This is a genomic window from Alteromonas sp. AWQ4_252, assembly GCF_056158205.1.
The window spans coordinates 1,016,453-1,039,196 of the sequence record NZ_JBSWSV010000001.1 but is presented as its reverse complement, the minus strand read 5'-3'; the positions used below and the strand labels follow the sequence as shown (position 1 = coordinate 1,039,196).

Annotated in this window: 16 protein-coding genes; 7 read left to right on the top strand and 9 right to left on the bottom strand. The window is 44.5% G+C overall.

Features of this window, described 5'->3' with window-relative positions; translation table 11 throughout:
- Positions 1 to 66: 66 nt before the first annotated feature.
- A complete protein-coding gene (locus ACXACM_RS04615; RefSeq protein ID WP_474820112.1) occupies positions 67 to 903 on the top strand; it encodes a polyphosphate kinase 2 family protein in 837 nt (278 codons plus the stop codon).
- A 22-nt stretch (positions 904 to 925) separates the two neighbouring features.
- Here the strand turns inward: ACXACM_RS04615 and ACXACM_RS04610 are convergent, their stop codons facing one another.
- The 6 genes from ACXACM_RS04610 to ACXACM_RS04585 all read right to left on the bottom strand — a co-directional run bounded on the left by ACXACM_RS04610 (position 926) and on the right by ACXACM_RS04585 (position 7,037).
- On the bottom strand, positions 926 to 1,666 hold the full coding sequence (locus ACXACM_RS04610; protein ID WP_474820111.1) for a sulfotransferase-like domain-containing protein: 741 nt from the start codon (positions 1,664 to 1,666) through the stop codon (positions 926 to 928).
- Entirely contained in the window at positions 1,666 to 2,574 is a 909-nt protein-coding gene (locus ACXACM_RS04605) for an aminotransferase class IV (RefSeq protein WP_474820109.1), read from the bottom strand. Before ACXACM_RS04605 ends, ACXACM_RS04610 begins: the two co-directional genes overlap by 1 nt.
- A 77-nt stretch (positions 2,575 to 2,651) precedes the next feature.
- Positions 2,652 to 3,428: a hypothetical protein gene (locus ACXACM_RS04600; RefSeq protein WP_474820107.1), complete on the bottom strand. Its 777-nt coding sequence runs from the start codon at positions 3,426 to 3,428 to the stop codon at positions 2,652 to 2,654.
- A 239-nt stretch (positions 3,429 to 3,667) separates the two neighbouring features.
- Positions 3,668 to 4,663: a LacI family DNA-binding transcriptional regulator gene (locus ACXACM_RS04595; protein WP_474820105.1), complete on the bottom strand. Its 996-nt coding sequence runs from the start codon at positions 4,661 to 4,663 to the stop codon at positions 3,668 to 3,670.
- Complete coding sequence (locus ACXACM_RS04590; protein ID WP_474820104.1) at positions 4,663 to 6,039, bottom strand: MFS transporter; 1,377 nt, start codon at positions 6,037 to 6,039, stop codon at positions 4,663 to 4,665. The genes ACXACM_RS04595 and ACXACM_RS04590 overlap by 1 nt, the downstream gene beginning before the upstream one ends.
- Positions 6,039 to 7,037: a LacI family DNA-binding transcriptional regulator gene (locus tag ACXACM_RS04585; RefSeq protein WP_474820103.1), complete on the bottom strand. Its 999-nt coding sequence runs from the start codon at positions 7,035 to 7,037 to the stop codon at positions 6,039 to 6,041. The genes ACXACM_RS04590 and ACXACM_RS04585 overlap by 1 nt, the downstream gene beginning before the upstream one ends.
- 466 nt (positions 7,038 to 7,503) lie before the next feature.
- Between ACXACM_RS04585 and ACXACM_RS04580 the strand changes: the two genes are divergently transcribed.
- From ACXACM_RS04580 to ACXACM_RS04555, 6 genes are all read left to right on the top strand, one after another.
- Positions 7,504 to 10,110, top strand: a complete 2,607-nt coding sequence (locus ACXACM_RS04580) for a TonB-dependent receptor (RefSeq protein WP_474820101.1) — start codon at positions 7,504 to 7,506, stop codon at positions 10,108 to 10,110.
- A 74-nt stretch (positions 10,111 to 10,184) separates the two neighbouring features.
- Positions 10,185 to 11,720: a sulfatase family protein gene (locus tag ACXACM_RS04575; RefSeq protein WP_474820100.1), complete on the top strand. Its 1,536-nt coding sequence runs from the start codon at positions 10,185 to 10,187 to the stop codon at positions 11,718 to 11,720.
- A gap of 41 nt (positions 11,721 to 11,761) precedes the next feature.
- Positions 11,762 to 13,318 (top strand): sulfatase family protein, encoded by a 1,557-nt coding sequence (locus tag ACXACM_RS04570; protein WP_474820099.1) that lies wholly within the window; start codon positions 11,762 to 11,764, stop codon positions 13,316 to 13,318.
- A 95-nt stretch (positions 13,319 to 13,413) separates the two neighbouring features.
- Positions 13,414 to 14,577, top strand: a complete 1,164-nt coding sequence (locus ACXACM_RS04565) for an aldose epimerase family protein (RefSeq protein WP_474820097.1) — start codon at positions 13,414 to 13,416, stop codon at positions 14,575 to 14,577.
- A 362-nt stretch (positions 14,578 to 14,939) separates the two neighbouring features.
- Positions 14,940 to 15,407, top strand: a complete 468-nt coding sequence (locus tag ACXACM_RS04560) for a hypothetical protein (protein WP_474820095.1) — start codon at positions 14,940 to 14,942, stop codon at positions 15,405 to 15,407.
- 92 nt (positions 15,408 to 15,499) lie between these two features.
- Positions 15,500 to 16,111 carry a Yip1 family protein gene (locus ACXACM_RS04555; protein WP_474820094.1) on the top strand — a complete coding sequence of 204 codons (612 nt, stop codon included), beginning with the start codon at positions 15,500 to 15,502 and terminating at the stop codon, positions 16,109 to 16,111.
- Between the two features lie 65 nt (positions 16,112 to 16,176).
- Here the strand turns inward: ACXACM_RS04555 and ACXACM_RS04550 are convergent, their stop codons facing one another.
- Genes ACXACM_RS04550 through ACXACM_RS04540 form a run of 3 tightly spaced genes read right to left on the bottom strand, consistent with a single transcriptional unit; the run spans position 16,177 to position 22,736 of the window.
- On the bottom strand, positions 16,177 to 18,417 hold the full coding sequence (locus tag ACXACM_RS04550; RefSeq protein ID WP_474820093.1) for a GH92 family glycosyl hydrolase: 2,241 nt from the start codon (positions 18,415 to 18,417) through the stop codon (positions 16,177 to 16,179).
- A gap of 7 nt (positions 18,418 to 18,424) precedes the next feature.
- Positions 18,425 to 20,215, bottom strand: a complete 1,791-nt coding sequence (locus ACXACM_RS04545) for a sodium:solute symporter family protein (protein ID WP_474820092.1) — start codon at positions 20,213 to 20,215, stop codon at positions 18,425 to 18,427.
- 4 nt (positions 20,216 to 20,219) lie between these two features.
- Positions 20,220 to 22,736 carry a glycoside hydrolase family 2 protein gene (locus tag ACXACM_RS04540; RefSeq protein WP_474820090.1) on the bottom strand — a complete coding sequence of 839 codons (2,517 nt, stop codon included), beginning with the start codon at positions 22,734 to 22,736 and terminating at the stop codon, positions 20,220 to 20,222.
- Between the last annotated feature and the right edge of the window lie 8 nt (positions 22,737 to 22,744).

Genomic DNA, 22,744 nt, shown 5'->3' with positions numbered 1-22,744 from the left:
AACCATAACTTCTTGGAGTGGACAGTATGCCAAATCTGACATAACCTGAATTCAGGGAGTATCGCTATGCCAGAATACGTTTCAAAAATTAGTCCTGCAAACCGTCAGATCAGACTGAAAGACATTGATACTACACAACAAATCACCAATAAATCGCTCTACAAAAAGAAACTCAAAAGATTGCAAACTGCTTTGCTTCATACTCAGCAAGCGTATTTTCATCAACAAAAACGTGCCATTATAGTTTTTGAAGGCTGGGACGCGTCAGGTAAAGGCGGCGCGATAAGACGAGTCACTGAGCCTCTCGACCCCCGCGGCTTTTCAGTTCATCCTATAGCTGCACCTCAAAAAGAAGAACAAGGTCGACACTACTTGTATCGTTTCCAGCGACGACTACCTAAGCCTGGCACTATTGCCATCTTCGATCGCTCCTGGTACGGACGGGTGCTTGTTGAAAGGGTTGAAGAATTTGCCACGGAAAACGAGTGGCATAGAGCCTATCAGGAAATCAACGAATTCGAACGCTTGCTCATTGACGACGGTGTTCGCTTGGTTAAATTGTTCATGCATATCACACCGGAAGAACAGCTTACTCGTTTTGAGGAACGGTTGCAGAACCCCTACAAGCGCTGGAAACTTACTGAGGAAGACATTCGCAATCGGGAAAAGTGGCCCGAGTACGAAGAGGCCATTGAAGCCATGTTCGACAACACTGATACCGAGGCTGTGCCATGGCATGTCATTGCAGCTGAGCACAAATGGTTTGCGAGGATAGCCGTACTCAAAACGCTCGTTGAAGCACTTGGAAAAGGCGTGGATATTTCACCGCCACCCATCGATGAAAATGTGGTTAGTCTTGCAAGAAAAAAACTCGGTATAAAGAATATTGGTAATGAGGACTAGTACAAAAGAGATCTTGGCTCCACTAACAGTTATCGGGCCCGATAGCTAATTTATGGCCAGCGAGTAGCTCGTAAAAGGGCATAGACTGCGCAAGAACGCTCTGCAGAGACGCGGGTAACTGAGGGACGGGTTTTCTCTTTGTCTTTGTTAGTCCACTACTTTGCCAAACAGCATTGTACCAATGTTTTGCCCACACTCCATCAGCAGGGTTACCACCCGGCTCCCATGATAACATGGCACTATCAAATGGAATGCCAATTGCATCACACAGTATTTCTAGTCCAAGCGCGGGGTCAGTGAGTAAGTCATCACTGTCGATAACTACCGGAACCTTCCCGCTTCGCAGATACTGACGTTCGAAAATAGCTACTTGCTGCTCTACGCCAATGTCCTGCAGGTTTGGCAGCGCACGTTTTTCATGATAGCTGGCAATAACACGCGCCGGGTGGCGTATGAGAAATACATTATTTAATTTATCGGTAAAATCCAATGGGAAATCTGGTAAAAAATGATGCGCCATGTGTTTTTGATAGCTGAGCTTTTTCCCCTCAGGTAGTGAACTCAAGCACGCTTGTATCACTTCTTCAGGCTCAGTAGGCTGGGACGAAAGAATCTCATCCTGCATGGGATGCACTTCCCCACTAGCTTTAAGATAGGCAGCATAGAAAGGTTCATCCATAACTACGCAGTCTTGCCTGGACGCAAATGCGTACATCATGGCTGTAGACAAGTTGCGGGGCCCCGACCACATGGCAATACGCATTAATGCTGTGCCTTAATCAACTGATAATAAGCATGCCGAATTTTTTGCGTGATTGGGCCAGGGTGAGCCACGCCAATTTCCCGTCCGTCGATATGACTTACAGGCGTTTGCGCCCCAAACGTTCCGGTTAAGAATGCTTCGTCTGCACCATAGGTTTCCACCAGGGAGTAATTGCGCTGATGTACTGTTATGCCGAGTTTTTCACATACTTCTATGACTTTTTGCCGTGTGATGCCGTTCATGCAGTAATCACCTGTTGAGGTCCAGACTTCACCTTTGCGCACGATAAAGAAATTACACGCATTGGTGGTATTCACAAAACCGTTCACATCAAGCATTAACGCTTCGTCTGCACCGGCCTTTTCGGCAGCAATACAGGCCAGAATGCAATTTAGCTTAGAGTGAGAATTGAGTTTTGGATCTTGCGTCATCGGCAAACCCCTAACGTGAGGTACGGTAGCCAATTTAATAGGACGCCCTATGGCAGGAATGGAGTGTTCGCAAATAATGACCAGTGTGGGACCTTGAGTGGACAACGCCGGATGCTGAAAGGGCTTGTTCTTTTTGCCTCTGGTAAACATCAAACGCGCATGCACATCGGTTTGCATTTCATTCGCTAAACGGGTTTCCTCTAAAGCAGCCACCACGTCTTCACGGGTCATACCCAAATTCATATCTACCGTTTTCGCGGCTTCAAATAGTCGGTCTAAGTGTTCGTCCAGAAAAGCCCATTTTCCGTTGTAGAGGCGCAAACCTTCCCAAATGCCATCCCCCAACATAAAGCCGCTGTCATATACAGATACTTTGGCTTCGTCGCGATGAACAATATCACCATTAACATATATCAGTATGTTTTCGTTGCGTATATCCTCCGCTGCCGTGTGGGTAGATACGTCACTGATACTCATAATATGTCCCTTCAGTTTTTCACATCGCCAACAGGCTCAGAGCAACTCAACAACATGAGCCTGTTGACTAAAGCGGATTAGTTAAAGATATCTTTAAGCTTATCTTTACCTTTTTCCATTAGCTTTTCTTTTTCTTCGTCAATTTTTTCCTGAACTTTTTCTTTGGCCTTTTCTGCAAGCACTTTCTTGGCTTCGTCTTTTGCCTGAGCAATAACGTTATCCAACATTTTGCTAACGATGGCTGCACCAACCTGATCAGCTGGCAGGCCATCAGGCTGACCGATTGCACCAGCACTGAAAGTAGGAAGTGTCACTTCATAGGCTTTCTTGTCAATTTTGAAATCACCGGTTTCCAGTTTTTCAAAGTTCAGCGTAAGTTTCACATCGCTCACCGTTACATTGTCTACGATAAGCTTAGGGTTAGCGCCTTCTGACTGAGTAGGCTCGCTCTCACCCTTTGGCAAATTAGCCATGAGATTGTCTTTAATTACCAGTAGGTTGCCTTTTCCGTTGACATCCACTTCATATAAAATTTCCGGCGCATTAATAGACACTTCCTGAATGCGGTAAGGTTCTTCTGTGGCACCGGCTAAATCAAGGGTAACACTGTCAAGGCTAAAGGCGTCTTCTTCGCTAAAACCATCGGGATTCTCTACATCAATGTCTGAAATAGTAATTTTGCCTTCGGCAAAGGATAAATCCACTGCAGCAACAGTTACTGGCGTGCCCAAGAAAGTTGAGCCCTGGGTTTCCATTTGCTTGCGAATAAACTCGTTGGCACCACTGGCGAGATAAATCACACCACCCACAATTACCGCGACAATTAACACTAAGACAATCAGTACTTTTTTCACGCTTTCATTCCTTCTGAAAATATAATGAATAGACAACTACGATACCTTGTTCAGCGCCGACTTGCTATTAACCATTGGACGACACCCTGGCCCCATTTATGGTGTAGAGCTTTTTGAAAACTCTGCCAACTGATATGGTTACGACATGCTGCCGGTAACTGTATCAGGCAGCCATCAGACTAAATTGAAGAGTAAAGGAAAGCAATGAATAAACTCTCATTGACGCTAACCGCGAGGCTTTACAGACCAATCAGTGAGGAGCGTTCGACGAGCTTAGGTTGAAAAATGCGCTCTGACTCAGGGGGAATATAGCTTCCCTCGCTTAATGCCATGCGAGTTGCTAGTTCAGCCATCTCTTCAATAGAGTTGTGAATAGTGGTAAGTTTCGGCTCGATGCAGTTTGCTAGAATGAGATCGTCAAACCCCACAACCGAAATGTCCTGTGGTACAGAATAGCCTTGTGCATTTAGCATTGCGATAGCACCAATTGCCATACTATCGTTATATGCGGCTATTGCTGTGTAGTCGCGGCCGCTCGCAAGTAAATCCTGAACAGCAGCCTGACCGCCTTCGTAAGATGCGCTATTGGTCTCTATTGCAATGTCACTATCTTGGATACCGTTTGCATTGAGCTCAGAGATCAATGCGCTCATTCTGAACCGACTGTGGCTTTCACCACAATCTACCCCCAATACTGCAATTTTCTTATGGCCTTTTTCAATCAGGAGTCTAGCCAATAATCGTCCTCCCTCCTTTTCATCAAGCCAAACACACCGAGTCGCGATAGGAGCAATATACCGATTCAGTAAAATCATACCTGGAATAACATTGGCAAACTTGATTAACTCTTCGTCGCTTAGAAAAACACTGTAGACAACTGTAGACTTGTAGCGATGCTCAAGGAGAGTTTCTATCGCCTGGCGTTCGGCGTACTCGTTATCATCTGAGGAGTTCAGCAATATTTGTACATCAGCATCCGTGGCTACTTTTTCAATGCCATGAGCCATCGCAGCAAAAAATGGGTCTTGTAGATTAGGTAAAACAATCCCAATAGATTTGGTAGGTTGTGCATTAATGGCCTTAGCTGCTGCGTTAGGAAAGTAGCCCATTTCTTCGATAATTCGGAGTACTTTATCTCTAGTAGCAGCACTAATTTTAGAACCGTTATTTATGACTCGGGAAACACTAGAGGGAGAGACACCCGCTGCGTTTGCAATGTCACGAATGGTAGGCATTAGCTATCCCCTATTGTATTAATGATCGTGTTCACCCTGTTTTTCCCGAACCACATGCTGGGAATACTCAACACTAAAAGAAGTGAAACAATGTTAAGTACTGCGGACCCAGGGGAAAGCGCAACTCTAAGAAACAAAATGGTATCACTATGTTGAATACCTTTAAGTGCCGCATCAAACCCAGACATGTTTATCAAAATACCGCTTAACAGTAACGACACGATAATAGACCCCTGCATTACGAAAGATTGCCAGGACGCAAAAAAGCCGTGTTGAGTAATGCCTGAGAGCTGGCTATGACGAATACTCAGTTGATTAATCATTGATGGGATTATTGCCCCAATAGCCACAAACGAAGCTGCGCCGAGCAACGCATCCAGTATTAGCCAGTATTGATTACCCGGGAAGAAAATAAACCACTTCGACACTGCTCCTACAAAGCTAATGGTAAAAATTAAAATCAGGGTATTTTTGGCACCTAAACAGAGGGTGACCTTACCTAGTGGCACTATTAAAATAAGACTGAAAATTGCGAAAGCAGAAGACAAAACGCCTTTCCACAGCGCTCCTTCTGTTAAATCCCCACCTTCTACAAAGTAGACCAATAAATAAAAATCGAGACTGGTAAGTGCAGTGATAAACGCTAGTTTCGTAAATAATAGTAAAAGAAGAGTGACAAATACCCGCTTAACCAGAGTGTGCAAGGCGACAATATCTTTTTTTTGAGACGGATTATTCTCCGTAATTTTTACGTGCGTTTTTAGATCAAATAAACTGGCAGAGATATGGGTAAGTAGTGCAATAAAGCATATTCCTACCAAAACACCAACGCCTCTGACACCTTGAGTCAGCGATGCCCATCCGCTCCACTGCGCCAAAGGAAAAAGCCAAAAATAGAGAACCGCTCCTAGACGTTCAAATATGCTCGAAAAAGACATCACGCGAACACTTTGCTCTGCATTGCATGAAACTGAATAAGTGATACTTCGAAGGTTGATTAACTGAACACTAACTGCAACATAGAAAATCAAACAAATACTGGCCAAGTACAAAAGTACATGTGTACTAGGCCAATTGATAGGTGCAAACCAAAGCAACGCGAACATTAAACCAGCTAACCAACCACTTAGTTTTAGTAGACTTTTTTTATTATTATTGCTGAGTCGGTCACAAACTCTCCCAATAGCTGGGTTCAGTAGCATACTCAGAAGTAGAGGGCTCGTGATTGACACATTGAGCCAGAACGGATCAAGTGCTAGAGACATTTGATAATAAGGTGTCGCTAATGCATGAATCGCCTGAGTAGAAAAGAAAATCGCTAAAAAGCCAGTCGCAATGGCTACCTGATTATTTATGCTGAGGTGAGCAATGCGCATTATACCTTAACTACCGAATCTCTTTTGACAACATAAGGTTTATAAAGGTAACCATCACTTTTCACCGGCTCATTTTGAGCAAGCTTTAACGCGAGTTCTGTGGCTTTTGCTGCCATGACATCGATAGGATAATTCACTGTAGTAAGTCCAGGTACGCAATATTTGGCCAACAAAACATCATCAAACCCTATAATTGAAACATCCTTTGGTATTGAATATCCGTGATCGAGCAACTTTGAAATTGCGCCGGTAGCCATGGCATCGTTGTAACAAAGAATAACTGAATAACGATACTTTCTTTGTTGCAAGTCTTCTACTGCACGTTGTCCCCCTAAATAGTCCGGCGTTGCATGAATAATTCTTTCTACGGGCAATTTGATTCCCTGCGATTGAAGCGCTGCCCGAATCCCTTTGAGCCGTCTGGAAGCATCATGGTCTTTATTTCGAGTGCTGAAAACAATGAGTTCTTTATGTCCCATGCTTAATGCATGGTTTGCCATTAACTTGCCGCCGTGAATATTGTCAAACCAGACACAACGCCCCCGAATCTCATGTATATATTTATTAATAAGTACAAAAGCAGGATTCTCATTGGCGAGCGTTATTAGTTGCTCTTTTGAAAGAGCTTTACTGTTTACAATAATCGCGTCACACCGCTGTACTAGCAGGTTCTTAATTGCTTTCATTTCTCGATCTGCATTCATCGAACCTGTGCTAATGAGTACTTTAAAATTTAATTGTTTCGCAGTCAGTTGGATACTATGAATCATTCTTGCGAAAAAAGGGTCGGCTAACTCCGAAATGACGACCCCTAAAGTCTGAGTTGATCGATTCACAAGCGCCCTGGCATTTGCGTCCGGTCGGTAATCAAGCTCGGCTGCGGCTTTCAGCACACGTTGACGTGTTCCTTCATTGACCGTACTTCCCTTTTTCAGCGCTCTTGATACCGTGGCCGGCGATACGCCTGCCAACGTTGCGACATCTTTAATAGTTTTCATAATGAATAATTTTAGTGCCCAATGACACCTACAAACATTGTATGTTTTCGACACTACCACGAATTTTAAACCCTGTTAATCAGCTGACTGTTCACATTCGTCCACTCAGACAGGACATGACGTAAAAAACATATTAAATATATTTACAACTAAAGGAAACCGTTTTCACAAATGAAATCAAAAAGCCAAAAATAGCCGGGAAAATATATAAAAACAAAAGATAAAGATCATAAAAGACATGAAAAAACAACAGTTTAAAACAAAAGCATATTTAAACAATATGATTTATATGCAAAAAACTGAGGAAACGGTTTTCAATATGTATATTTTATGTTAATTTTATCGGCAGATTTGGTTTGTAATTTGTTTAATCACGAGGGTACAGGCTGTGCAACATGCTAAGCACTGAAGCTGATACCAATACGTTCTGTACAGATATCTATTTGAGGGAAATATGAAAATGGCAATGAAATTATCTAAACTGGCAGCGACTATAATGCTAGTTACAGGCACCTTTCAGGCATTAGCACAATCCGTAGAATCCCCCCAGGACATGGAAATAATTAGTGTTAAAGGAGTTAGAGCCAGTGCGGTGACTTCAGTGAATACAAAACAGGCTTCTGTACAGGTTGTTGATGCCATTACTTCTGAAGAGCTTGGGAAGTTTCCTGATACGAACATTGCAGAGTCACTGCAGAGGGTTCCTGGTATTCAGGTATCACGTTCCAGAGGGGAAGCGTCAGGCATTTCTATAAGGGGATTAGATGAGGTTGCAACATTACTGAATGGCCGTAATTATTTCGGTGGCTCTGGCGGCACCAGTATTAATCGCTTCGCTAGCTTTGAAGATATTCCTGCAGAACTTGTCGGTTCAGTTGAAGTATTTAAATCAGTGTCTGCAGATTTGGTTGAAGGTGGTATCGGCGGTGTAGTCAATATTCGCCGTACAGATGCACTTAGTCTGAATGATTTTAGTTTTGCCGGTAGCGTAAAAGTTCATCATGGCGATCTTTCGGATGAGTGGAGCCCTAGAGGCTCTCTGGTAATAGGTGATTCTTGGGGCGTTGGAAACGAAGGAGAGGTAGGTGTTATTTTCGGTGCCTCTTATGTAAAGCGAGCTTTTCGGGAGGATCTGGTTAGAAATTCCAATTTTGCCGATATCGGTGGTGAGTACCCATCAGGCACAGTTCCACAAGGCTCATTGGTTACCACATCGCTGAACTCCTCTCCAGCTTGGGGGGAGCGGGAACGGGCTGTTTATACCCTTGGCGTCGATCTAAGAACCAGTGACCAAACCCGTTTCTTTTTTGATGGCGGTTACACTGAATTCACTACTGAACAGTTTCGAGAAGAATTCGTTTGGGGCTTTAATGCGGCAAATGTTATCGATGCGACTAATACTGGTGGTGGCAGATATGCTGATGTCGTGACATTTAATGACATGACGTTTGATGTTCTGAATATGATTGATTCACGGGACACTGTGACGTTTGACTTGGCAGTAGGGTTTGAACACGTCGCCGACAACTTTGAATTAAGCGGAGAGATTAGTTACGTTGATACCGACAACGACACAGCGTTTCGCAATACACGAATTCGAGATAACTCTGATTCGCTCACTGCAATTGTCGATCAGTCAGAATTTCCTAATACCCCTCCGTCAGTATCCTTTAGCAATTTTGACTACACAAATATAGATAATTTTAACATCGTCCAATGGCGCCACGAAAGTCGTCAACTTACCGCTGATGAAACCGCTGCCCGAACCGATTTTAAGTACTTTTTAGATGACAACTGGCTAACTAGCGTTGAAAGCGGATTGAGGTTTGCCAATGTAGATACTCTAAAAAATATTCAGAATAACCATGTTTTTGATGCTTCAGGAAACACCTATGGCACTGACGACCCACTGGGCTTAATTGGTGAAAGCCGTTGGAAAGATTTTATGAACGAGTGGCCCGGTGCTCAATTTCCTTCATCATACCTCGCGGTTGACCCCTCACAATTGAAAACCAGAGACAACGAAATTCGTCAGCAATATGGTTTGCCGGCTCAATCTGAAATTGCAAACCCACGAGATTTTTTCGACTATTCTGAGTCAGTTGCCTCAATGTACGTCAAAGGAAACTTATATTTTCTTATCAATGACATCGAAATAGAGGGTAACGCCGGTGTCCGCTACGTGCGCACAGATACGACAGCCGATTATTTCTTTAACACAGGAAATTTTGATGCGAATGGCATTGCCATATATGAAGGAAAAACTGACAAAGGGAACTATAGTGAACTCCTCCCTTCCATTAATCTGCGAGCAGCGTTAACCGACGAAACTGTATTGAGATTTGCAGCTTCTCGAACGTTTGCCCGACCTGCATTTGGCGATATGGCCCCATCGCTCAACTTAAACTTTGAACAAGGCCGTGGCAATGGAGGTAATCCGGGGTTGACCCCATTTACCGCTGAAAACTTCGACCTTTCCCTAGAATACTATTTCGACGAAGGAAATATTCTTTCATCCACACTGTTTTACAAAAATGTTGACGGTTTTTTGCAGACCAGTGAGAGTGCAGAAAACATTGGCGGACAGGACTTTATTATTCTCAGAAAGTCCAATGGTGGCTCAGGAAAAATTAAAGGAATAGAAGTTGGTTATCAGCAGTTTTTTACCACTCTCCCCGCGCCGTTTGATGCTTTAGGCATACAGGCTAATTATACATATGTAGACTCTGACGTACCTTCACCCAATCCAGAGCTTCCTAATATCTCTTTGGAGGGACTTTCTGATAAAAGTTACAACCTTGTGCTGATTTACGAAAATGACTTGATGTCAGCCAGGATCGCCTATAACCATCGGTCCGATTTTCTGGTGACCACCGAATACACGCAAGAAGGATTTGGCCAGCTAGACGCATCATTCTCATACACGATTAACGATTCACTAAAACTCACCCTTGATGCTCTGAATTTGCTACGACGGGATCACTTTGAGTATCGCGCAGGGTTTAGTGACAACCCGTACCACTGGATTGCTACCGAAAGACAAGTCCTGGCGGGGGTTTCGTACTCGTTCTAAAACAAAGCAAATGGCTTTGCAAAGCCATTTGCACCTCGTTTTCTACCAAACCTGATTTAATAAAAGATATCCATATGTATAAATTTTCTTTTACGATAACACTACTGTCAATTTTGATATTCACGTCGAGCTCTGCATTGGCGAAATCACCTACAAGAGACGGCGTCAAACCAAACATCGTTATATTTTACGCCGATGATGTGGGCTACGGAGACTTAAGCAGTTATGGTGCTTCAGCAGTTTCAACGCCTATTATAGATAAGCTTGCTGCAGAAGGGATTCGCTATACGGATGCTCATAGCCCTGCTGCAACATGCACACCTTCACGATACTCTCTATTAACAGGGGAATATGCCTTTCGTAACAATGCAGCGGTTCTGCCAGGCGATGCACCTCTAATTATCGACCCAGAGAAACCCACATTGCCAGCAATGCTACAACAACAAGGATACACCACTGCGGTTGTTGGGAAATGGCACCTCGGTTTAGGGCGCGGAAAAATAAATTGGAACGAAGCTGTCAAACCCGGTCCACTTGAAATTGGTTTTGATTACAGTTTCCTCATCCCCGCAACTGGCGATCGCGTGCCAACAGCCTATCTAGAGAATCACCATATAGTAGGTTTGGACCCAAACGATCCTATTGAAGTCAGCTACGAAAAAAATATAAGTGACAGACCAATAGGTACTGAGCATCCCGAACTATTGAAACAGCAGGCAGATCTCCAACACAGTGGCACCATTGTTAATGGGATTAGTCGAATTGGATGGATGAAAGGCGGTCGCGCAGCCGAATGGAAAGATGAAGAGTTTCCCATGGTCATGACACAAAAAGCGTCGAATTTTATAAGCAAGCATACCGATAAACCTTTCATGCTGTTCTTTCCTTTCAATGACATTCACGTTCCACGTGTGCCAAACCCAATGTTTCAAGGTGCTACAGATATGGGCCCCCGAGGTGACGCTATTGCACAAATGGATTGGATGACCGGAAAAATAATAGAAGCACTTAAAGCAAACAACGTACTAGACAACACGCTGATAATTTTCGCGAGCGATAATGGTCCAGTATTAGATGACGGATATGCAGATCAGGCCGTTTCAAGAATAGGTGATCACGAACCCGCAGGCCCCTTTAGCGGCGGAAAATACAGTATTCACGAAGGCGGTACCCGCGTACCGATGATCACTTGGTTTGCTGGCCGACAGAAAGCAGGAGTAAGTACTGCTCTTATCTCTCATATGGATTTTTACGCCTCAATTGCCGAGTTAGTTGGTTACGAGTTAGCTGATAAAGAAGCGATAGACAGCGAAAGCGTATTAGCAGCACTACTCGATGCTAATGCGAGTGGTCGCAATGAAATGCTTGAAGAAGCTTATACGCTCGGGCTTCGACAAGGCCCATGGAAATATATCGCGCCATTTTCGGGTACTACCCCTGACTGGCTGGCAAACAAGGACGTTAGAAGTGGCCTTCAGAGTGAGCCACAACTTTACAACCTTAGCGACGATATAGAAGAACAGCGAAACCTAGCCAACGAAGACCCCAAAAGAGTAGAGCAAATGGCACTAAGGCTCAAAGCCATCATAGCCAGAACTCATCGTGATTAAGTAGGCACTACACTCTTAATGTAGGCTGAGAGAAAACGAGCATGAGACTTCTATTTGCAATGATATTCAATCTCGCATACTTTGCGTTTTGCACGCAAGTTTATGCTTCAAACCAAATCACGGAACAAAAAACTGAGCAAAACCAGGTAAAACCTAACATCATTTGGATAGTCCTCGAGGATATATCCCACGATTTAGGCACATATGGAACAAAAGAAGTAAAGACTCCAAACCTGGATAAACTGGCAACAGAAGGAATAAAATTTACTAACGCCTTTGCCACTGCAGCCGTTTGTTCAACCGCACGAAGCTCATTTTTCACGGGCATGCATGCCACTAGTATAGGAGCTCAACATCACCGCAGCCACATAGATGATGGATATAACTTACCCGAACACGTGAAAATGCTATCTGAATATCTGAGGGAAGAGAACTACGTTAGTCTTTTAATGGGGCCTAAACAAAAAACTGATTTTAATTTTTCGCCTCAGGTAAAAGCTTATGACTTGCAAGATGGTGAAATAAAATATTCAGGTGGCGCCTACACGCATGCCCCAGTCAATATGAAACTTTTAGATCGTCCCGCATGGCGAGCTTATGAAGAGCATCACAAAGGCCAACCATTTTTTGCTCAAATTAATTATAGTGAAACACATAGAACATTTATCAACGATAAGGAAAATCCGATAGCGCCGGAAGACGTTAAGCTGCCCAGCTATTATCCTGATCATGATATTACTCGCAGAGATTGGGCGCTGTACTTAGAAACCGTACAAACGGTGGATAAGAAGATTGGTGACCTTTTTCACGAATTAGAACAGGCGAACGCGCTCGATAATACTATTGTTTTTATTTTTGGTGATCACGGCCGTCCAATGCTAAGAGATAAACAGTGGCTCTACGATGGTGGTTTACGTGTTCCTTTAATTATTTGGGGGAAAGGCATTCAGGGTGGAAAAGTTAACAACGAACTGGTCAGCCTAATAGATCTTATGCCTACAACCATGGATATGGTGGGTATCAAAATACCAGATTATATTGAAGGAAAAGTTATCTTGGGTGAGAAGAAATCTCCCAGAGAGTATATCTATGCTCATAAAGACAGGTGTGATGAAACCGATGACCGAGTTAGAGCGGTTCGAGACACTCGTTTCAAATATATACGCAACTTTTTCCCAGAGAAACCTTACACTGATTTCAATACCTACAAACGCTTACAATACCCTGTTTTAGCCCTTATGCAGAAGCTACATCAGGAAGGAAAATTAACTAAAGAACAAGCGCTATTCATGGCTGAATCCAGACCTGAAGAAGAACTATATGACACTTTAAACGACCCTGAAGAAGTCCATAACTTAGCCGGTGATCCTGCTTATCGTGCGCAGTTAATTAAAATGCGAGGCGCTTTAGCAGAATGGCAAAACAAAACCAATGATCAAGGCATGTATGATGAGAGTCCCGTAGTAAAAGCATACTGGGACAATTTCTATCGAGAGCACTATGAAAAACAAATGGCCCAGAGAGGCTTATCACCAGACGTAAGCCCTTCAGACTATTTGGAGTTTTGGGATGAGTTTCTCACCAAACAAGGAAAATAGATTGCCCAAGCTCGTTATGTCAGAACGCATCTCGAGGAAAGTGAGCCTAGTATTGACCAGTATTATTTATTTTAAACCGGCGTCGAGGTAAAGCTATGCAATATTATGTCATTTTTGTGCTTTTTTTACTGACGTTATCACAATGCTTAGCCAGTGAGAGGGAAAGCGGCCTAACTACCGAAACCTCCCTGTATGGCACGCTTTCAGACGGCCGTGAAGTGATGATCGTTAGCCTGATTTCGCCGATTATGCAGGTCAATATTATTAATTATGGAGGTATCATTACACACATATATGTACCCGATAAAAACGGTGCAATGAAAAATGTAGTGTTAGGTTACGATAAACTTTCCGATTATGAGCATCGAAATCGTTATTTTGGTGCCATTGTCGGCAGATATGCGAATCGGATCCGAAACGGGGAGCTAGACATCGACGGTCGCAAGTACCAGTTGGCTCTCAACCGTCCTCCGCATCACTTACACGGCGGTGAAAAAGGGTTCGATAAGCAGTTATGGCAAATCGCTCCTTATCAAAACAATTCCAATGCCGGTGTAAAGTTGACTTATGTTAGCCCAGATGGCGAACAAGGATACCCTGGAAATTTATCCGTGACGGTAATTTATGAGATTGATTCTTCCGGGCAGCTTACTGTGGATTATCAGGCCGAAAGTGATGTTGCTACGGTATTTAACCCCACTCAACACACCTATTTTAATTTGTCCGGAAAGGCAGATGAGAACGTGTTAAATCACAAACTTCATATACACACCAAGCATTTCTTAGAACTTGGTGAAGATGGCGTACCAACGGGGAAAACGTTAAATGTAAACGCTACGCCGATGGACTTCACTTCACCTAAATTGATTGGTGAAGATATCTTTGAAGAGCACCCACAGATAGCCATCGGCAACGGTTATGATCACTACTTTTTGCAAGATAAAAAGCGAGGTAAATTTACCAAATTTGCTCATTTGTCCCATGAAAAAAGTGGTCGTACGCTAGAAGTGTGGACCACTGAACTAGGTGGACAAATATACTCTGGCAATTACCTCTCAACGACAATTATTGGGCAGAATCGTCACCCCATGCAAAAACATCAAGGGATCTGTATTGAAACTAGTCAATATCCTAATGCTCCCGCGGAGCCAAAGTTTCCGCTTGTTATTATAGCGCCTGATAAACCTTTTCACTCCAAGACGCAATTTAGGTTTAATCAACATACTAGCCAAAATAATGAGCCGATATTGATTCCATGAAAATGGAGCGTTTCCGAAAGAGTCTCATTCACGTCAACGAAGGGTTTATCACCGACAATAAGTAATATTTTGATACAAATGAACATCAACAGCCGCACTAGCGGCTGTTGTTTTTTTGGCCATACTCTATATACTTCTGCCATGGTGTGCAGAGACGCCATTCCGCTGAAGATGACATCACTCTGAGGAAAATTACTTATTGGTTTTGGTTCATATGAACCTAAGTGTGGTATTGCGGAAAGCCATTGTTACTTAGGAACAATTGAACATGAAACTAACTTGCCCTGGTCACTTCAGGCCGCTTTATTGTTTTTTCTTATTCGTGCAATCTCCGTCGCCGCTTCTCTGTGGGGAGGTATGTAATGATTAAGGCTATCAACGAACTCCGCTTCCACGCTAAAAAGTGTCATTTATCGCTCAAGGAAGAAGGCGTAACAACGACGCTTACCCAAGCCAAACAATTGGTTTCCCGGCAAGCAGGTTTTGCCAGCTGGCAGGACGCCAACCAATTATTAAACGGCAACGGAAACTTTCAAAATTGCACATTGTGGCACCATCACGCCTGCGATGCTCACATGAACCATTGGTTTGCTGATTATCAAGAAGCCAGAGCGTTTGCCCTATCAGCATCTGGGCTAGTGTTGTTCCCTTATCGACATCAGTTTGTGGTGGGAGATGAACACTATATCTATAGCCTTGGCTTATCTGAACACGATGAACTTATCTATGAACATTGCCAACGTGATATGGTCAGCAGCTACTATACTCCAGCGTGGGATGAATTGGCCGCCTATTGCATAAAGCAAAAAATAGTACGATGCAAAAAGTGATACCGCTCAAAATGTAATTGAAGTGTGGATTAATGTTATTTTTATGTTAATAATAAAGGTGTGCATTATTTCCACAGCCAGGAGCGTTGCTTATGAGTAATCACCTTTGGGGGCTTATCCACCACCCTGATAAAGAATGGCGGTCTATTAACGAAGAACACGAAACCGTTAGTCACCTGTATACCCATCATGTTCTCTGGTATGCGTTGATCCCCGTGGTCTGTTCTTTCATAGGTACAACCCAGTTTGGATGGACTTTTGGCGGCGAAGAAGTTTTTCAAATTTCTGTTGCCAGCGGGTTGGCTTTGGGTGTCGTATTTTACGCGCTGATCCTCGGGGCGGTGGCGGCAGTGGGTAGCATCATTCACTGGATGGCGCGAAAGTACCCGGAGAGACCATCAAAAGCGGAGTGTATTGTGTTTGCTGGCTATACTGCCACGCCGCTATTTTTAAGCGGTGTGTTCGCTCTTTACCCGGTATTTTGGTTGTGTGTACTGGCTTGCGTTATCGGGGTCTGCTACACCGCCTATCTGCTTTATGCCGGCACGCCGAGCTTTTTAGGGATAAGCCATAAGCAAGGGTTTATCCTGTCCACTTCAACCTTGTGTATGGGAGTGTTGATCCTTGAAGTACTGATGATTGCAGTCGTTTTGCTGTGGAGCATGGGCTCAGAACACAGCATGGTGTGGCGCTTTTTCAGCTAATCTTTCATAAACCTACTAAAAAAAGCCGCGATTGCGGCTTTTTTTAGTGATTGTTATATCTTTAACTACTCAACATCTTCCATAAAGAACACCAGTTCTCCACCAGCCATCAGCTGGCTGTAAGTAATAACCGGAGAGGTCAACGTCTTGCCGTTCAACGTAACCGACTTTACATACTGGGTACCTTGTTGAGTGTTTCGCTTCACCACAAAAGGCGCATCGCCTAAGTTTAGTACCACTTCTTCAAATTGTGGCGTACCTAACACAAACTCACCGCCCACCGGATTCATAGGATAAAACCCAATGGCACTAAAGGTGTACCAGGCTGACATTTGCCCCAGGTCGTCATTTCCCGCTAAACCGTCTGGCTGTGCTAAATACATGGTGTCGCGAATTTCTTTAATTCGCGCTTCACCGTGTCGCTTGTTGTCGGTAAACGCGTAGAGATAAGCCACGTGATGCACAGGTTCGTTACCATGGGCATATTGACCGATCAGCCCGGAAATATCAGGGGAGACATCGCCCTGTAACTCAGAACTGGTAGAAAACAGCTCATCCATCTTGGCAAGGAAAGGCTTTTCACCACCAAATAAATCAATCATTCCTGGCACATCGTGGGGAACAAAGAAGCTATATTGCCACGCATTTGCTTCGGTGTAGTCGGTTTTTCGGTGCTCTACATAGGTAGGGTTAAATGGAGTAACCCACTCGCCTTTTGCATTTTTACCACGCATAAACCCTGTAGACTTGTCGAACAAGGTACGGTAACTGTTGGCCCGCTTCGTATATTCTGCATAGTCATCAGCTTTACCCAGTGCCTTGGCCATTTGAGCAATGGCCCAATCATCGTAGGCGTACTCTAAGGTTTTAGATACCGCTTCTAATTCCATTTCCGAAGGAATGTAACCATACTCACGATAAAGATCGATACCAAACTTATTCTGCATAGCAGAGGTTTTGATGGCTTCATAAATGTGTTCAGGATCCGCACTAGTAAGCCCTTTCAAGTATGCATCAACCAGAACTGGTACGGCGTGATAGCCAATCATCACGTCGGTCTCGTTGGACATCAAATCCCAGGTAGGCAACAAACCAGTTTCATCGTAGAAAGCTAAAAGAGACTTTACGATATCGTCTACCCGTTCCGGGTTGCTCAATGTCATCAGTGGCTGCTGTGCACGAAATGTATCCCACAATGAAAACAACGAGTTGCGTTCAAATTTAGTACTGTTGTGTGACGCACCGTCGGCACCAAAATAGTCACCGTTCACATCGTTAAACGTCTGAGGAGCAACAAAAGCATGGTACAAGGCTGTATAGAACTTAGTTTTGTTTACTTCGTTATTGTCGGTAACGTCAAACTTGCTCAGTTGCTGTTCCCACGAAGCCTCTGCCGCTGCTTTAACAGTTTCAAACGACGCTGATGCTAACTCTGCATTGAAGTTGGCTTTTGCCCCTTCAACACTCACATAAGACAGTGCGACTTTCGCTTCTACGGGCATCTTGCCGTTAGCATCAAAATTCAGTACTAGCTGACTTTTTTCCGCTTGCAGATTATGACCGTCTACGGCCTGTTGATCGTTATAAAACTGGTAAGTAAAGGGTTGATTGAATTCAGCCTTAAAGTAAATGGGCTGGTTTCTCGCCCACCCGGTGGAGAGTCTATACCCAACAACAGTTTTCTCGTCTACCACTCGCATAAAACTCACCACTGGTTTGTCGTAGTTTTGTGCATAGGCCAAATCAATTAACAACTGACGGTCGTTTGTGCCCTCAAAGTCGTATCTGTGCATTCCACCACGACGGGTGGCTGTAAGCTCTACGTTAACCTGTTCTTCTGGTAGATAAAGCTGATAATACCCGGCCGTTGCGGCTTCTTTATCATGCCCGTAGTGAGTAAAAATTCGCCCTTTCTCATCCCTTTCCCTCGCTGTATAGTCTCCGCGAAAAGGCATGAATAGAATATCGAGCAAATCGCCTACACCAGTGCCCGATAAATGGGTATGACTAAAACCCACCAGTACGTTGTCAGAGTAATGATATCCAGATGTCCAGTCCCATCCCTTAGACGGGTTATCCGGGCTAATTTGTACCATACCGAAAGGCATTAGCGCGCCAGGGAAAGTGTGACCATGACCACCGGTACCGATAAAGGGATCCACGTAGTTAAGTACCTGAGATTGCGCCGTAGCCGGGACCATCGGCGATACCTTTTGCGTGTCCTGGGTTAAGGTTGATGCGCAACCGGCAACAATTAAGGTGGCTGTAATGCCCGCTACAATCCGGGATAAAATACTTTGCTTCATGTTTTTCTCAGTCTTGTAATTTGTCTAACCAGTTCTTTTTAAGGAACCACATGGAAATAATCGTAACAACGAGGGCGGCAGCAACACCATCCCAGTCTCGAATGACTAAATAAATTGGCAATACAACCAGGCTGATCTGCCAACCCATTCCAACCAGGATATTAACCACATCCCGGCCTGGGTTATCATCGCGGATGAAATGCGGATCGTCCGCTAACACTTTATCTCTGATTGGCCCCCAAAAACCCCAGGGTCTTACCTTGCGGTAAAAGGCACACAATACAGACTCATCTTCGGCTGGTGTCAGCAATGTTCCTGCAATACAGCCTACGGTACTTAAGGCAAGCAATACGGGAAACGCCATCAGCGGGTGCACATCAGGCATGAGTAATGGCAGGAACAATGAACACAGCAAGCCCGCCATCATACCCCAGAAATAACCATAAGCATTGAAGCGCCACCAGTGCCATTTGAGTAAATTTGCAGCCGCATAACCACCAAATAGTGCGCCAAAAATCCACTGCATAATGTCGTTAATTGAACCGAGCACCAAGCCCAGTCCGATACCAATGGCAACCATGGTAAAGCTCACCAGGTAACTCACTCGTACATAGGTTTTCTTGTCTGCGTCGGGGCGAAAATAGCGTTTATAAATATCATTCACGAAATACACAGGTGCAGCATTAACAGACGCAGCAAATGTGGACATAAATGCCGCCAGTAAACCTGCAATCAGCAAACCTGTTAAGCCAACCGGTACAAAATTGTTGATGGCGTAAGGCAATATTTGTTCAAAGTCAAAATGTTCACCTTGCGCTTGTATCTCTGGCCCCATATAAACCAGTGCCAACACCGTGAGGCCCGCCACCATCATGTACCGCGGCAAGAACATTACCAACGACACCAAGCCGCTCATTTTGGCGGCTTCTTTAGGAGATTTTGTGGCCAAAATCCGCTGCATGTCATAATTGGGAACCGGGCCTGCCATGGAAAACAGGGTACCTTTGAACAACATCATCATGATCATCAGCCCAAATAACTCAAAGCCATCGCTGTGAATTTTGCTGTTTACGCTGTCAATTAAACCTGTCCAGTTGAGATCTAATTGCCATCCAAAAAGAATACTCGACCAACCATCCGGCGTTGCCGCATTGATTTGTTCAGGAGAGACCAAGTTCATAGCTATCACACCAACTGCTACCGCAGCAATGGTCATGATGATAAATTGAAGCACTTCGGTGAATACCACCGAGTACATGCCGCCTTTGATGACATACAGCGTAGTGATGGTGAAAATGACCAGTGCGTACATGTCTGGTGATATTTCCCACGGAAAAAAAATGGCAGCAAACTTGCCAATGCCTTTGAATGCATAGGCGATAAATCCAATGGCACTGATAAGCGCAAATACCACAACCACAAGTTGGCAAAGCTCTGCACTTCGGCCTTTACCAAAGCGGGTTTCAAGCCATTGGGCTCCGGTCATCACATTGGAACGACGCAGCCATATTGACAGATACACCATCAAGAAAATTTGATTAAAGATAGGCCAAATCCAGGGTAGCCACGCACTTTTAAGGCCGTAAACAAAGCACATTGACACCAGCCACATGGTACCGGTGATATCGAACATCCCAGAGGCGTTCGAGACCCCTAACGCCCACCAGGGAATCTTCTTTCCCGCCAAAAAATAGGCGTTCATGTCTTTGCTGGCTTTTTTGGAAATGTAAAAGCCAAGCATTAAGGTGCCGAGCAAATATCCGGCAATCACCACTAAGTCGATAACACTTAAGTTCATGTTATTACCCCGTGAAACTGTCTATCAGGGATTGGCAAACAACCCCGTGCTGACATTGTTCGCGCTCGGTTTCTGAAAGACCTGCCACAGACACTGAAATGACTTTTTGTACCCCTGCTAACAAATCAAAAAAGTTATCCGAGAAATTCGCTTTTGCATCGGGCACTTCTACAAAAACGTGACGATGCAGCACCGGGGCCTGTAATATCACGTTTAACGTATCACCATCGATAGTGGCGGTGACGTCGATGTCGCTGTGAATCAACTTCAACGCTTTGTGGGGTGTAAAATAGTGGTTCATAACGGCGAGGTTTGCCGCCCCTTCATCAAGTGAAGCCACCAACACACAGGCGTTTAATGGGTTGCCTTTAAATTCAGTAATATCGATACTTTGCAGTGACTGACTGGCCGTTGCGGGCAAAGTCACCTCCGTTTGTTGATGCCACAGCGCCTTGCCGTGGAAATCTTGCAGTGACAGTGTCAACGTGCCTTGTTTAGTTTCAAGGGCGTCGTTTACGACCTGAATATTCACTGTGTTGTTGTCACTGGTGATCACGAGTAACTGCTTAGCAAAACTCCTTTTTGCTTGGTAGTGCAACGCCTTCCACTTACCGTAGTAATCGATACCTGACCAGGATGCCGCCGGCCAGGTATCATTTAACTGCCAGTACAAGCTTCCCATACAAAACGGCATGGCTGCGCGGTGCGCCTCAAACGCCAATTTCAAGCCTTCAGCCTGCTGAACCTGGCTAAGATAGAGTAACTGGGTAAAGTCTTTAGGGGGCTGAAATTCTGCTTCCATATAACTGTGGATCAGTTGATTACCACGGGGATGCTTTTGATGCACCCGCAATACGTTCGACTGTAAATCGCGATCGGCTTGTTCTGTGAATTTGTTCAAAGAACTGGCAACAGGGAACGACTGAAAACCGTATTCACTCATAAACCGCGGAATGCGTTTTTGATATTCACTGAAGGGCTGTTCTCCGTGCCACACACCCCAAAAATGGTGATTCCCAATGTGATCAGCGTCTTCTTCCCAAAATCCTATGGGGGAAGAGCGCATGTAAAAGCGATTGCTGTCGAACTTAGCAACCATTGAGGGCAGCAAGGTATCAAACAAGGCTTTATAATCGTCCCTAAGACCGTTATAAACTGCCTCTGAATAACCAAATTTCTCTGGCCATTCCCAATGTTTGATGGCCATATCCACTTCGTTATTCCCACACCACAATGCAATACACGGGTGATTGCGCAAGCGCTTAATGTTGTACTCAGCTTCCGCTTTTACGTTTTCAAGGAAGGCGTCATCCCCTGGGTATAAAGTACAAGCAAACATGAAATCCTGCCAAACAAGCAAGCCTTTTTCATCAGCCATACGATAGAAGACATCATCCTGGTAAATGCCTCCGCCCCACACTCGGAGCATATTCATATTAGCGTCCACCGCCGCATCCATCAGTGCGCCGTGGCGTTCAGTTGTCATGCGGTTTAAAAAGCTATCAGCCGGAATGTAGTTTGCGCCTTTCATAAATACGGAGTGACCATTCACTTTCACGTAAAAGCTTACTCCAAGGTCATCCGGTTGATTAACCACTTCAATGGTCCGCAAGCCAATGCGGGTTTGGTGGCTATCAATAGTCTTTTCATTCTGGGTTATTACAACGTCTATGGTGTACAAAAATGCTTCGCCAATGCCGTTGGGCCACCAGCGTTTGGGGTTGTCGAGGTTGCAGGTAATGCACACCTGATTATTGTTAAAGGCTTCAGCTGTAACGGTTGCTGAAAGCTGGTCACTTTGCTGGCTACTAAGTTTCAATAAACTTTGTTTGGGTAATGTACCCTCTACCGTCACGGTAAACTTTACCTCTGCGCGCTCATCTGTTAACGATACTAAGGTGTAATGAACATCGTCGATGCGCGCATGGTTGTACGCCTGCACACTTATATCTCGCCAGATCCCACTGGTGACAAAACGCGGCCCCCAGTCCCAGCCAAAATGACAAGGCGCTTTGCGGCAGTATACGCTGAGCTTTTCTTCCGATTTATCATTCTCAGCTGGATACGCATAGCCTGCTTGCAGATAACGCGGCATAGTTTCATTGATAGGCGAACGGAAAAAAACTTCTATGAGGTTTTCGCCTGCGACAAGGTGGGTTTTACAGGGAATACGATGGCCAACAAACATGTTATCGGTACTGGCCAGTGGATGGCCATTAATGCGAATATCACAAAAAGTATCCAGCCCATCGGCAACCAAGTCAATAAATTCCGCCGACAGCATGTCGCCGTCTATCTCGAATGTTTTTCGATAAATCCAGTCTTCTTTTTCAATCCACTGAAGTTGCCCCTCATTGTCGCGGTAAAAAGGGTCTTCGATTCGACCGGCGGCCACTAGGTCAGTAAAATTACATCCTGGTACGGTTGCTGCAAACCAATGTACCGTGCCTGCCTGTTTACATTCCCATGCACCGTTTAACGAGACGGAACCGATTGATTGAATTGATGCCTTAGTTGCCATAGTGTTTA

Coding starts and splice junctions, on each gene's coding strand:
- ACXACM_RS04605 (WP_474820109.1), bottom strand. CDS start 2,574: ATGAGTATCAGTGACGTATCTACCCACACGGCAGCGGAGGATATACGC.
- ACXACM_RS04590 (WP_474820104.1), bottom strand. CDS start 6,039: ATGCGCATTGCTCACCTCAGCATAAATAATCAGGTAGCCATTGCGACT.
- ACXACM_RS04555 (WP_474820094.1), top strand. CDS start 15,500: ATGAGTAATCACCTTTGGGGGCTTATCCACCACCCTGATAAAGAATGG.
- ACXACM_RS04550 (WP_474820093.1), bottom strand. CDS start 18,417: ATGAAGCAAAGTATTTTATCCCGGATTGTAGCGGGCATTACAGCCACC.
- ACXACM_RS04560 (WP_474820095.1), top strand. CDS start 14,940: ATGATTAAGGCTATCAACGAACTCCGCTTCCACGCTAAAAAGTGTCAT.
- ACXACM_RS04540 (WP_474820090.1), bottom strand. CDS start 22,736: ATGGCAACTAAGGCATCAATTCAATCAATCGGTTCCGTCTCGTTAAAC.
- ACXACM_RS04615 (WP_474820112.1), top strand. CDS start 67: ATGCCAGAATACGTTTCAAAAATTAGTCCTGCAAACCGTCAGATCAGA.
- ACXACM_RS04580 (WP_474820101.1), top strand. CDS start 7,504: ATGAAATTATCTAAACTGGCAGCGACTATAATGCTAGTTACAGGCACC.
- ACXACM_RS04545 (WP_474820092.1), bottom strand. CDS start 20,215: ATGAACTTAAGTGTTATCGACTTAGTGGTGATTGCCGGATATTTGCTC.
- ACXACM_RS04610 (WP_474820111.1), bottom strand. CDS start 1,666: ATGCGTATTGCCATGTGGTCGGGGCCCCGCAACTTGTCTACAGCCATG.
- ACXACM_RS04570 (WP_474820099.1), top strand. CDS start 11,762: ATGAGACTTCTATTTGCAATGATATTCAATCTCGCATACTTTGCGTTT.
- ACXACM_RS04585 (WP_474820103.1), bottom strand. CDS start 7,037: ATGAAAACTATTAAAGATGTCGCAACGTTGGCAGGCGTATCGCCGGCC.
- ACXACM_RS04575 (WP_474820100.1), top strand. CDS start 10,185: ATGTATAAATTTTCTTTTACGATAACACTACTGTCAATTTTGATATTC.
- ACXACM_RS04565 (WP_474820097.1), top strand. CDS start 13,414: ATGCAATATTATGTCATTTTTGTGCTTTTTTTACTGACGTTATCACAA.
- ACXACM_RS04595 (WP_474820105.1), bottom strand. CDS start 4,663: ATGCCTACCATTCGTGACATTGCAAACGCAGCGGGTGTCTCTCCCTCT.